Source organism: Paenibacillus sp. FSL H3-0321 (assembly GCF_038002865.1).
Lineage (GTDB): Bacteria > Bacillota > Bacilli > Paenibacillales > Paenibacillaceae > Paenibacillus_AQ.
This window is the reverse complement of the sequence record NZ_JBBODH010000001.1, coordinates 1475636-1488198: the sequence shown is the minus strand read 5'-3', so window position 1 is coordinate 1488198 and position 12563 is coordinate 1475636. Positions and strand designations below refer to the sequence as shown.

General features: G+C 51.6%; 12 protein-coding genes. All 12 read left to right on the top strand.

Annotated features, from left to right (window positions below; all coding sequences use genetic code 11):
* Position 1: 1 nt before the first annotated feature.
* The gene (gene aroB / locus MHI45_RS06575; RefSeq protein WP_076109856.1) at positions 2 to 1105 is read left to right on the top strand and encodes a 3-dehydroquinate synthase; all 1104 of its coding nucleotides are present in this window, start codon (positions 2 to 4) and stop codon (positions 1103 to 1105) included.
* Positions 1099 to 1470 (top strand): chorismate mutase, encoded by a 372-nt coding sequence (gene aroH, locus MHI45_RS06570; RefSeq protein WP_076109855.1) that lies wholly within the window; start codon positions 1099 to 1101, stop codon positions 1468 to 1470. Before aroB ends, aroH begins: the two co-directional genes overlap by 7 nt.
* 343 nt (positions 1471 to 1813) lie before the next feature.
* On the top strand, positions 1814 to 3367 hold the full coding sequence (gene trpE / locus MHI45_RS06565) for an anthranilate synthase component I (RefSeq protein WP_076109854.1): 1554 nt from the start codon (positions 1814 to 1816) through the stop codon (positions 3365 to 3367).
* A gap of 197 nt (positions 3368 to 3564) precedes the next feature.
* A complete protein-coding gene (trpD, locus tag MHI45_RS06560) occupies positions 3565 to 4605 on the top strand; it encodes an anthranilate phosphoribosyltransferase (protein WP_076109853.1) in 1041 nt (346 codons plus the stop codon).
* Positions 4595 to 5425 (top strand): indole-3-glycerol phosphate synthase TrpC, encoded by an 831-nt coding sequence (trpC, locus tag MHI45_RS06555; protein WP_076109852.1) that lies wholly within the window; start codon positions 4595 to 4597, stop codon positions 5423 to 5425. Before trpD ends, trpC begins: the two co-directional genes overlap by 11 nt.
* The gene (locus tag MHI45_RS06550; protein WP_076109851.1) at positions 5418 to 6095 is read left to right on the top strand and encodes a phosphoribosylanthranilate isomerase; all 678 of its coding nucleotides are present in this window, start codon (positions 5418 to 5420) and stop codon (positions 6093 to 6095) included. The genes trpC and MHI45_RS06550 overlap by 8 nt, the downstream gene beginning before the upstream one ends.
* Positions 6092 to 7291: a tryptophan synthase subunit beta gene (gene trpB / locus MHI45_RS06545; RefSeq protein ID WP_076109850.1), complete on the top strand. Its 1200-nt coding sequence runs from the start codon at positions 6092 to 6094 to the stop codon at positions 7289 to 7291. The genes MHI45_RS06550 and trpB overlap by 4 nt, the downstream gene beginning before the upstream one ends.
* Complete coding sequence (gene trpA, locus MHI45_RS06540; protein ID WP_076109849.1) at positions 7288 to 8109, top strand: tryptophan synthase subunit alpha; 822 nt, start codon at positions 7288 to 7290, stop codon at positions 8107 to 8109. The genes trpB and trpA overlap by 4 nt, the downstream gene beginning before the upstream one ends.
* A gap of 57 nt (positions 8110 to 8166) precedes the next feature.
* Complete coding sequence (gene hisC / locus MHI45_RS06535; protein WP_076109848.1) at positions 8167 to 9264, top strand: histidinol-phosphate transaminase; 1098 nt, start codon at positions 8167 to 8169, stop codon at positions 9262 to 9264.
* A 49-nt stretch (positions 9265 to 9313) separates the two neighbouring features.
* The gene (locus MHI45_RS06530; protein WP_076109847.1) at positions 9314 to 10408 is read left to right on the top strand and encodes a prephenate dehydrogenase; all 1095 of its coding nucleotides are present in this window, start codon (positions 9314 to 9316) and stop codon (positions 10406 to 10408) included.
* Between the two features lie 826 nt (positions 10409 to 11234).
* On the top strand, positions 11235 to 11822 hold the full coding sequence (locus MHI45_RS06525; RefSeq protein ID WP_038594474.1) for an RNA polymerase sigma factor: 588 nt from the start codon (positions 11235 to 11237) through the stop codon (positions 11820 to 11822).
* Between the two features lie 5 nt (positions 11823 to 11827).
* Positions 11828 to 12421, top strand: a complete 594-nt coding sequence (locus MHI45_RS06520; RefSeq protein ID WP_076109846.1) for an anti-sigma factor family protein — start codon at positions 11828 to 11830, stop codon at positions 12419 to 12421.
* Positions 12422 to 12563: the final 142 nt, after the last annotated feature.

Sequence of the window (12563 nt, the reverse complement as noted above, 5' to 3'; positions counted from 1 at the left end):
TATGCGCAGTATTACTGTAGAATTGGGAGAACGTTCTTATCCGATCCATATCGGCAGCGGTTTACTTCAGGGTATCGGTGAACGCTGCCAGGAAGCCGGATTTCCACTGCGCAGTCCGCTGCTGGTTGTCAGTGACAGTGAAGTTGCCCCACATTTTCTGGCCACTGTGGAAAGCTCCTTGCAGGCTCAGGGGTATACGGTCGTAAGCCATATTATCCCTGCCGGGGAGGCTTCCAAATCTCTGGCTGTATATGAAGAGGTTATCACAACGGCCATTCAGGCCGGTCTGGACCGCAGCTCAGCGGTACTGGCACTCGGTGGCGGGGTGGTCGGTGATCTGGCGGGTTTTGTGGCCGCTTCTTATATGCGCGGTATCGGTTTCCTGCAGATTCCGACAACCATCCTTGCCCATGACAGCAGTGTCGGCGGGAAGGTGGCTGTTAATCATCCGCTAGCCAAAAATATGATCGGCGCCTTCTATCAGCCGTCTATGGTGCTGTACGATCTGGACACGCTCCGCACACTTCCGCCGCGCCAGATTTCTTCAGGGCTGGCCGAGGTTGTAAAACACGGCCTGATTCTGGACAGGGATTTTGCCTACTGGTGCCGTGATCATGCGGCAGAGCTGCTTGAGTTGAACGTAGAAGCGCTTGGTTATGCGCTGGAGCGGGGCTGTGCGATCAAAGCCGCCGTAATCGGCAATGATGAGCGTGAGCATGGGCAGCGGGCCATACTGAACCTCGGGCATACCATTGGGCATGCGATCGAGGCAGTGGGGGGCTACGGTGTATTCCTGCACGGGGAAGCGATTGCCATCGGAATGGCGGGATCGGCGCTTTTAGCGGCCAAACTGGGCAAAGATAAGTCCATTTATGAAGACACGGTATCTATGCTGTCGGCGCTCGCCTTGCCGGTAAGACTGCCGGCGCAATATGGTGAGGATGAACTGATGGCGGCGATGATGCATGATAAGAAATTCAAAGAAGGAAAAATGACCTTTATCGTGCCAGATGCCATTGGTTCGGTCAGTATTGTCAATGATGTGCAGCAATCATCTGTTCGTGAGGTTATAGCACAGCTTAAGAAGGAGGAAAGCCCATGGTAAACCGGGGGATACGCGGTGCAACAACCGTAACGAAAAACGAGGAAAACGAGATCCTGCGTGAAACGGTTGTACTGTTGCGGGAAATCGTCGAACGCAATGACGTGATTGCAGAGGATATTTGCAGCGTATGGATTACGATGACTGCTGATCTGGATGCTACCTTCCCGGCAAGGGCGATCCGTGAGATTGAAGGCTGGGAGATGGTACCGCTCATGTGTTCCGTCGAGATCCCGGTCAAGGGCAGCCTGCCACAGTGCATCCGCCTCATGGTGCAGGTCAACACCGATAAATCGCAGCGGGATATCCGCCATGTGTATCTGAACGAAGCCCAGAAGCTTCGCCCGGATCTATCACAGAGCAAGTAATAATTTGCAGATGCGGGGTTGTCAATGACCTCCATCATCATGTATAGTGGAGTTAGCCGAGTGAAGCAGAGTTTAGTTTAGATGAGATGAGTATAGCTGAGTTGAGTGCAGGGTTTAGTTCGTATAGGCAATCCATTTATTTTGTGATTCCCTTCTGGGATTATTTTGGTGTAGAGTTTCACAGCGCTACCCGTCTATTCCCACATAGGAGATATCCGTATATATGGATCATAATGCCGGTCCTGAGCGCTTTTTCACATACTTACACTTATACAAACCTCTACTTCGGTAGAGGTTTTTCTGTATTTCGGACATAATATCAGATCCCAAGGAGGTATTTCATATGACGCACCCAAGAGTCGAAGAAGTAGTGGCGTTGTCCCGGGAGTATAACTTAATTCCGGTCGTAAAGCGGCTGCTTGCCGACATGGAAACGCCGATCCGGCTGTTCCAGCGTTTTGCCGAACAGGATCGTGCTTTTTTGCTGGAAAGTGTAGAGGGCGGTATTCAATGGGCCCGATATTCCTTTATCGGCAGTGATCCGTTCCTCATGATCTCCGGCAAAAAAGGCGTCATTCACGTCGAAGTCGGCGGAGAGAAAAAACGGCTCTTGGGCAAGCCGGTCGAGGAGCTTAAAGCGCTGCTCCGCTCTTACCGCAGCCCGAAGCTGGAAGAAATGCCTCCCTTTACAGGCGGAGCCATCGGATTCTTCGGTTATGATCTGCTGCAGTATTACGAGAAACTGTCGGCACATGCCGTAGATGATCTGAATATGGACGACATCCGCTTTATGTTCTGCGACCGGATCATTGTCTTTGATCATGTGAAGCAGCAAATCCTGCTTGTCGGCAATCTGCACATCAAGGACGGAGATACGGACTCGGACATCCGCGCAGGCTATGAAGCGCTTAGCCGCAAGCTGGAGGTTATGGCCGAAGAGCTGCAGAAGGAAGGACCGAAGGAAAACGTCAACCGGCGCAGCATACCGCAGGATATCGAGCTGGGCCAGATCCACTCCAACCTGACGAAGGAGCAATATATCGGCAATGTGGAGCAGGCCAAGGAGTACATCCGGGCCGGGGATATTTTTCAGGTGGTGCTGTCACAGCGGCTGCACATAGAAACGGAAGTATCGCCACTCCATGTGTACCGGATGCTGCGCACATTGAACCCTTCGCCGTACATGTATTATCTGAAGATGGATGAAGAGATCATTGTCGGCACTTCTCCCGAAGCGCTGGTGAAGGTGGACGGTGACCGGGTCAAGACCCGCCCGATTGCCGGAACCCGTCCTAGGGGCGAGAATGAAGTACAGGACCGGGAGCTGGCTGAGGAACTGCTGCATGATGAGAAGGAACGGGCAGAACATCTGATGCTGGTCGATCTGGGGCGCAATGATTTGGGCCGGGTCTCAAAGTTCGGCACCGTCAAATGCGATTCCTTCATGGAAATTGAAAAATACTCCCATGTGATGCACATGGTTTCGAACGTATCTGGAACACTTGACGAGAACAAGGATTTCTTCGACGCCTTCCTGTCCTGCCTTCCTGCCGGCACCGTTTCCGGAGCACCGAAGCTGCGGGCTATGGAAATTATCTCGGAGCTGGAACGCGAAGCAAGAGGAGCGTATGCCGGAGCCATCGGTTATCTCGGGTTTTCCGGAAATATGGATTCCTGCATTACGATCCGCACCATTATCTTCCGCAAGGGCCGGGCTTATGTGCAGGCCGGGGCGGGCATTGTCTGGGACTCTGTTCCGGAGAAGGAATATGAGGAGACCCTCAACAAGGCAAAAGGGATGCTGAAGGCGATCCGCATGGCGGAAGCGATGTTCCCGGCTGAAGTGAAAGAAAAACAGGTAATCAACCAGGATTACATGTACGAATATACCCCTTAATCAGGGAATAGCAGAGATGAGCAGAGCAGAGAATGCTCCATAAAACTTAGCGAATGCTTACGAAGCGAGTTTTATTACGAAGATGAGCAGAGCAGAGAATGCTCCATAAAACTTTTAGCGTATGCTTCCGGTGTCAGTTTTGTTCGATGCGGGTTCAGGTTGCATATGCTCACAAAACTTTTAGGAGGAAAAGAACTATGGAAGCAAGTCAATTGATGCAATCAGGAATTGCCGGACTGATCGAGGGAAGGGATCTAACCCGCACACAGGCGCGTGAGCTTATGGGAACAATAATGGAGGGATCGGCATCACCGGCACAAATTGGCGCTTTGCTGACCGCATTACGGATCAAAGGGGAAACGGTGGAGGAAATTACCGGTTTCGCCGAAGCCATGCGCGGTTTCGGCACTCCTGTGCTTACGGAGCGCACCCGGCTGCTGGATACCTGCGGAACCGGCGGTTCCGGAATCCATAAATTCAACATTTCTACGGCCTCGGCGATCATATCCGCAGCCGCTTCGGTCCGGGTCGCCAAGCACGGCAACCGTTCTGCTTCCGGCAGAGCGGGCAGCGCCGATGTGCTGGAAGCGCTGGGCGTCAACATTCATCTGAATGCGGAGCAGGCCCGCCAGTGTCTGGACAGTATCGGCATCTGCTTCCTGTTCGCACAAATCTATCATCCATCCATGAAGCATGCCGCCGCACCCCGGCGTGAGCTAGGCGTCCGGACCGTATTTAACATGCTTGGACCGCTGACCAATCCAGCGGGAGCTGACCGGCAGCTGATGGGCATTTATGACCGCAGCAAGACGGAAACAGTCGCGAATGTACTGAAGGAGCTCGGCTCCAAGCGCGCGATGATTGTAAGCAGTCTGGATGGTCTCGATGAAATCAGCATTTCCGCACCTACACAGGTATCCGAGCTGAAAGACGGGGCTGTGTTTACCTATGAAGTGACTCCAGAGGAACTGGGCCTCAGCAGACATCCGCTGGAAGATGTGCTTGGCGGAGATGCAGCTGAAAATGCAGCGATTATCACCGCCGTGTTGGCCGGAGAAATTAATCCTTACCGCGATATTGTATTGGCCAATGCAGGTGCCTGTATCTATGTGGCCGGATTGGCGGATACATTGAGAGATGGCGTAGAGAAAGCAAGAGAAGTAGTAGATTCAGGCGCGGCACTGCTCAAGCTGGAGCAGCTGAAAGTCATGACGAAGGAGCTTGATTATGTATCTTGAACGGATTGTTGCCACCAAAATCAAAGAGGTAGAGGCGCTGGCCGCGACTTTTTCGCTGGCTCAGGCTGAGCTTGAAATTTCCGGGCTCCCGTCCACAAAAGGATTCCGTGATGCGCTCACGAAGCGGCGGAACAGAGAGATGGGGCTGATTGCGGAAGTGAAGAAGGCTTCCCCGTCCAAAGGTCTGATCCGGGCGGATTTTGATCCGGTTTCCATAGCACAAGGCTATGAGGCGGGAGGTGCCGACTGCTTGTCCGTTCTTACGGACAGCGAGTATTTTCAGGGCAGCGGTTTATACCTGCAGCAGGTTAGAAAGGCGGTAAGTCTTCCACTGCTGCGCAAGGATTTTATTATCGACGAGAAACAGATTTATGAGGCGCGTCTGCTGGGAGCGGATGCCATCCTGCTGATCGCGGCTATTCTGGACCCGAACCGGCTTGCTAACTTCACAGAGTTGGCTTCCTCACTGGGAATGGATGTACTCATTGAGATTCATGACCGCAATGAACTGGAAATGCTACTGGAGACCGGCAAAGCGGCACATCCGAATGTGCTGCTGGGAATCAACAACCGCAACCTGCATACCTTTGACACCTCGCTTGCGACTACGGCAGAGCTGGCCACGCTTGCACCTAAGCGAGTACCGGTAATCAGCGAGAGTGGGATTGCAGGGCCCCGTGATATAGACTATCTCAGCACAACCGGCGCCCTTGGCGTGTTGGTTGGAGAATATTTAATGCGTCAGCAGAACGTGGAGCAGGCGGTGAATGAGCTGCTGGGTCCGGTGCAGGCAGGGAAAGGCCGTGCCGTGCATGAGTGAGACAATGGTAAAAATCTGTGGACTTCAGGACGTTGAAGTGCTAAAATCTATGAAGCGATTACCACTGGATTATATCGGTTTTGTCTTTGCTCCCAGCCGCCGCAGAATAACCCCGGAGCAGGCAGCGGTGCTTACCGCACAGCTTGCGGACTGGCAGGCAGACAAGGCTCCGGAAGCCGCAGGTGTGTTTGTGAACCCGGAACTGGCAGAGCTTCGGGAAATCATGACGGCAGTTCCACTGGGTGTGATACAGCTGCATGGGCAGGAAAGTGCGGAATTCTGCCGTGAGGTTAAGCTGGCGTTTCCGCAGGTACAGGTCTGGAAAGCTCTTTCTGTCGTCAGCCGTGACACAGAACATGCTTCGGATAGCCATAGTAGCCTGGAAAGCTATGCAGGTGTGGTGGATGCGTTGCTGCTGGATACTTATGATCCGCAGGGCGGCGGTTCGGGCCGGACATTTGATTGGGAACGTATTCCTCACTTCCAGCAGGCGGCAGCGGCGTATGGGCTGCCTTTATTTATCGCCGGGGGGCTGGAGCCGGGCAATGTCAGTGAATTGCTGGCGGGCTACGCCCCGGATGGCGTGGATGTTTCCAGTGGAGTGGAGAGCGGCGGAATTAAGGATATCGTTAAAATGACAGCTTTTGTGGAAAGGGTGAAGCAATCATGATACAAGTACCGGACATCAATGGGCGTTTTGGTTCTTTTGGAGGCCGCTTCGTTCCTGAAACTTTAATGAATGCACTGATTGAGCTGGAGGAAGCCTACCGCAAGTATTCGGGGGAACCGGCTTTTCAGGAAGAAATAGATTATTTGCTGAAGCAGTATTCCGGACGGGAGACTCCGCTGTATTATGCGGAACGTTTCAGCAAGCATATCGGTGAGGCTAAGATCTATCTAAAGCGTGAAGACCTGAATCACACTGGAGCACATAAGATCAACAATGCGATCGGTCAGGGAATATTGGCCAAGATGATGGGCAAAACGAAGGTTATTGCCGAGACAGGTGCAGGCCAGCATGGCGTAGCTACGGCTACGGTGGCAGCGCTCCTTGGGATGGAATGCAAGGTGTTTATGGGGGAGGAGGATACACGCCGCCAAGCGCTTAACGTTTTCCGTATGAAGCTGCTGGGGGCAGAGGTTATACCGGTGACTTCCGGATCACGGACACTCAAGGATGCAGGGAATGAAGCGCTGCGCTACTGGGTCAGCAATGTTGAAGATACCTTTTATATCTTAGGCTCTGCGGTTGGGCCGCATCCTTATCCGATGATGGTCCGCAACTTCCAGCGGATTATCGGCGATGAGACCCGCCGCCAGATTCTGGAGGCCGAAGGCAGGCTGCCGGATCTGCTGGTTGCTGCCGTAGGCGGAGGAAGCAATGCGATCGGCATGTTCTATCCATTTATGGAGGATGAGAATGTCGGCATGATCGGAGTAGAGGCTGCAGGCAAGGGGATCGATACCCCTTTTCATGCTGCGACAATGAGCAAGGGAACCCATGGAGTATTTCAAGGCTCCCTGAGCTATCTGCTGCAGGATGAACATGGACAGGTTACAGAGGCGCATTCCATCTCTGCCGGATTGGATTATCCGGGAGTTGGCCCTGAGCATTCCTACCTCAAAGATATAGAGCGTGCCCGATACGTGCCGATTACGGATGAGGAAGCGCTTGAGGCTTTGAAGCTGCTGTGTATGACTGAAGGCATTATTCCAGCTCTGGAGTCGGCCCACGCCTTGGCGCATGTTGCTAAGATCGGACCCACGCTCACCAAGGATGATATTGTAGTCATCTGTTTGTCCGGGCGCGGCGACAAAGACGTGGAATCTATAATGGCCTATACGGAAGGAGCGGGTAAGCAATGACAACGGACACGACAAACCGGATGGATTTGACCTTCCGGCAGCTTAAAGAGGCCGGACGGACGGCCTTGATTCCTTTTCTAACGGTTGGCGATCCCGATCTGGAGACCACGCTTGATATCATTGCCGAACTGGAGGCGGCGGGTGCAGATATTCTGGAGCTGGGTGTTCCTTACTCCGACCCGCTCGCGGATGGTCCGGTGATCCAGCGGGCATCTGCTAGAGCGCTGCGAGGCAGCATTAACCTTCGAACCTGTATGGAAACGGCACTGAAGGCCCGACACGCGGGAAGCGAGCTTCCGTTCATTTTATTCACCTATTATAATCCGGTTATGCAGATGGGCCTGGACACCTTTTTTGCAGAGCTTGAGACCCACGAAATCAGCGGCCTGATCATTCCCGATCTGCCTGTGGAGGAGTCCGGGGAGATGCGCCTGCGCAGCCGTGAGGCCGGTGTGAATCTGATACCGCTTGTCGCACCGACCTCCAGTGAGCGGATTGCCAAAATTGTCTCCGGTGCCAGCGGTTTTGTCTATTGTGTCTCCTCCCTTGGTGTGACGGGCGAAAGATCGTCGTTTCATACCGGAGTGGATGACTTTATTGAATCCGTACGCCGGGCAACAGACTTGCCGGTAGCTGTTGGATTTGGCATCTCGACGGGCGAGCAGGTGGCACGGTTTGCCCGCATTTGCGACGGTGTGGTCGTAGGCAGTGCCATTGTCCGCAAGGTGGAGGATGTGATTCCGCTGCTGGACAATCCGGATACCCGCAGCCAAGGACTGTTGCAAATTCGTGAATTTGTGGCACAATTAAGACCATAACGGTCTGCTGACAGACCTGAGAGCAGCTATCTTACCCATGGAGAGCGAGGAACATAAATGAATCCGAAACCAAATATTATCAACCTCCCTGTCTACAAGCCAGGCAAACCTATTGATGAGGTTAAGAAAGAACTGGGCTTAAGTGAGGTCATTAAACTGGCGTCCAATGAGAACCCCTATGGTCCTTCGCCGAGCGCAAAAGCTGCTATTATTGCCGATCTGGACAATCTTTTTCTGTATCCTGATGGCGCGGCCGCTGATTTGACAAGCGCACTGGCAAGCCACCTTGGCGTGGAGAACGACAATATCATATTCGGCTGCGGCTCCGATGAAATCATCGCCTTGATTACACGTGCCTTTTTCCTGCCGGGTGACGAGACAATTATGGCGGATCAGACCTTCTCCGTATACAAGAGCAATGCCGATATAGAAGGTGCTGTTTCGATAGAAGTGCCTTTGGCAAATGGTACACATGATCTTGACGCGATGCTGGCTGCAGTGACGGAACGGACAAAGGTGATCTGGATCTGCAATCCCAATAATCCAACCGGTACGATTGTGCCTGAAGAGGCGCTGGTCACTTTCCTGAACGCGGTTCCTGCGAATGTAATGGTGGTGCTCGATGAAGCATACTCCGAATACGTAACAGACCTTTCCTATTCGGACGGAATTGAGCTGCTCGCTAAGTATCCGAATCTGGTGGTGCTGCGCACCTTCTCCAAGATTTATGGGTTGGCTGCGCTCCGCATCGGCTATGGTGTTGCAAGTCCGCAGATTATCAAGCTGATTAATCAGGTTCGGGAACCTTTCAACACTTCCCGTCTAGCCCAGGCTGGCGCCTTGGCTGCACTGGCTGACCAGGATTATGTGCAGGAATGCCGCCGTCTCAACAGCGCGGGCATCATTCAGCTTCAGGGAGAATTCAAACGCCTGAGCCTGGACTTTTTCCCGGCACACGGTAATTTCATTATGGTAGATGTACGCAAGCCTGCAACCGAAGTATTCGACGCCTTGCTGCGCCAAGGCATCATTGTAAGAGCTGGTCACAGGCTTTACCCGACTTATATCCGTGTTACTGTCGGGTCCACAGAGCAGAACAAGGCTTTTATCGCCGCTTTGGAGCGGGTGCTTAAAGATCAGAAGGTACAGGTGTAGCCTGTAACAGACAAGACGATACCTATAGAAGGCAGGTAGTACAAAGAACATGACGACAAAAATAGCCATTTTCGGTGTCGGTCTGATCGGAGGCTCACTGGCCCTTTGCTTCAAAGGCAAGGAGGGCCTGACCGTCGTAGGCCATGCCCACCGTCCTGAATCCGCAATTAAATATGTCAGCAGAGGTGTTGTCGATCAGGCGACACTTTCTGTTGAAGAAGCGGCGCTGGACGCCGATTTTATTTTTCTATGCGTACCTGTAGGCATGCTGGAGGATTATTTGCAGCAGTTAAGCAAGCTTCCGCTGAAACCCGGCTGCATCATTACGGATGTCGGCAGCACTAAGGCCAGCATTGCCGCCTGCGCGGTTTCACTCGACTTTCCCGATGTGCATTTCATAGGCGGGCATCCCATGGCCGGTTCCGAGCGCTCCGGTGTGGAAGCAGCCTCCTCACTGCTGTTTGAGAATGCTTATTATGTGCTGACACCTCCGCCGGGAGTGCCGGATGATGCGTATCATGCACTTGAAGCCTTGCTATTACATACCAAAGCGCAGATCGTCCGGCTCGATCCGGAACGCCACGATGAAATCGTCGGTGCGATCAGCCATCTGCCGCATATTATTGCCGTCGCGCTTGTGAATCAGATTCATGCCTATGATAATACGGATTCCCTGTACAGCACTTTGGCTGCAGGCGGATTCCGCGACATCACACGGATTGCTTCCAGTGATCCGATCATCTGGCGCGATATTCTGCTTAACAACCGTACGGTGATGCTGCGCTTGCTGAAGGATTGGAATCAGGAGGTATCTTCATTTATCGAATTGCTGGAGACGGCGGACGGAGAAGGCATTGAGGAGGCTTTCAGCGAAGCTAACGGCTTCCGCAGCCAGCTGCCGGAGCGCCGTAAAGGAATGATTACGCCATTGTTCGATCTCCATATTGATGTTCCCGATCATCCGGGTATTATCGGGCGAATCGCTACGGAGCTGGGGGATCAGGGTATCAACCTTAGCAATGTGCAGATTATTGAGAGCCGTGAAGACGTTCCCGGCATTATGCGGCTGTCTTTCCGTCAGGAGAATGACATGGAGCGGGCTAAGATTCTGCTGCAGCACAATGATTATACGGTATATGTGTAGAAGCCGGGGCGAATGCCCCGGCTTTTTTAAAAATATGGAATTTATATGCTTCACGCTATAAATTATCCTTCTATTTCTTGCTGAAACGGATATCGTCCTTTTAAGGACAGCGAAGCCGTTTCCACTTGGTTGTAAGTAATAAGTTATCGGACTCCCCGCAAAATACCTGAGTAAACTTCGAAGTCAAAGCCTTTTTTGGTTGGGGGTTACGGCGCACCTCAGCCTGAAAATGGACAAAAAAAGACCGCTTACAAAGTAAGCGGCTACAATTCACAATGAATTGGAATTGTGCAGTGTTTGGATAGGAGTGGAGAGAAACCATACTGTACTTTTATTATATGTATCCGTTTACATTTTGTCAACACTTTCTTTAAACTTTATTTTCCAAATCGCAGATCCGGCCATCCGGAACAGAAAAGAAAGAGCGTTTCGACTGACTTTTTGGGTGCGCAGATGGCAGGTTTAGGAATGAAGCAGGATTCGACTAAATATCCGTAATGTAAAATAATGTATTGTTGCCTCGAGTCTATTAATGTCATCCTGTTAGAATCTATGCTATACTGGGTTAAGTATGTTTATAGATTCCTTTCCGTAATCATCAAAAAAGAGCCGTGCGGGATGTAAGGAAACCTGTAAAGATGCGTATTTATTTCTGTATTTACATGTGGCATGCCTTATTTACCGGGTATTTGAATATACATAGGAAGTATTTCATAAAACGGTACAAATTTAGTGTAAAAGCGCAACTTTTTAAGCCCCGACCGGTATAAGTAGTTACAGACCGGCCGGGATTAAACGTGCAAGGGCGAGGAGGGCCGAACTCACCATGACGGATTCCCAGTTGATCCAGCTTATTAAGCAAGGAAACACAGAATTATACTCGGAACTGATGCGAAGATACCAACGTAAAATATTGGCTTTTGTCTATCATATGCTTAAGAATTCCCATATGGAGCTGATTGCCGAAGATCTCTGCTCGGAGACCTTTTATAAGGCGTTCCGCAGCTTGCATTCCTTCCGTGAAGTGGATGCTTCATTCTCGACATGGCTGTATACAATCGCCCGTAATACGGTGCTGAGTGAGCTTCGCAAGAATCGTGCAGGCAATGTATCTCTTGAAGAAAGCGGCTATACTCCTGTAGCTCCGCCAGAGGTAGCGCCGGAGCAAGCGGCACTTCGTAAAGAACGGATGATGCTGGTACGTGAAGCGATCAATAATCTACCGGAGAAGCAGCGTTCTGCACTCATTCTGCGTGAATATGATCAAATGGATTATCAGGAAATCGCCATTATTTTGGATCAGAGTGTCAGCTCCGTGAAATCATTATTGTTCCGTGCCAGGAGCAGTGTGAAGCTCCAGCTCGAGTCCTATTTCTATGAGCCTGAACTTGAAGAGCAGGCTGAGAGGGTGTAAGGCCAATGAACTGCAGGGAAGCGCAAGATTTCATTCCGCTATTGTGGGACGCTCCCCCCACCGACCCCAAGCGGATTGAACTTGAGAGGCATATTGCAAGTTGCCCGTACTGCGCCTCCGAGTGGGCATTGTGGCAGGAGAGCAGCGAGCTTATGCTTGAGACGAAGGTAGAAGTCAGCGAAGAACGTGCGGAAGCTATAAACCTCAGGGTTATGGAGCGGATTTATCTCGAGAGTCCCTGGCTGATGCCCGGGGACGGGAAATCTGCCGGAAATTCTACAGTTTTCCGCCGCCGGATAAGCCTTTGGATTGCCTGCTTTCTGGCAGTATTTCTATCGAGCTTCCTATATTTCACTATGTTTAAAACACCCCATAACACAACCACAGCGCAAAGCGGGATTGTGGATACGGGTGTGGCCGGCCTTTCACTAGGATGGTCGCCGGCTTATCCTGTTCTGGAATCAGAAGGCGGCATTATCGAGCCGCTTGTAGTGAGCATGGGGCCAACCCATCCACAATATTGGATGATGCTGTCCATGCTGGGGGTAGGCTTATCGATATTTTTGCTCATCCGGTTGAACCGTTACCGCAGACAATGAGGAGCTCCCTTTACTACCAAGTAAAGCGGGCTTTTTTTGTTGTGTTGTTTCCGTGCAGGAAAAGCGAAAAGGCATAATAATCTTTCAAAAAGAAGACATTTGTTTTCATTCATGATACATTATTAAGCAAACATAAAGGAAG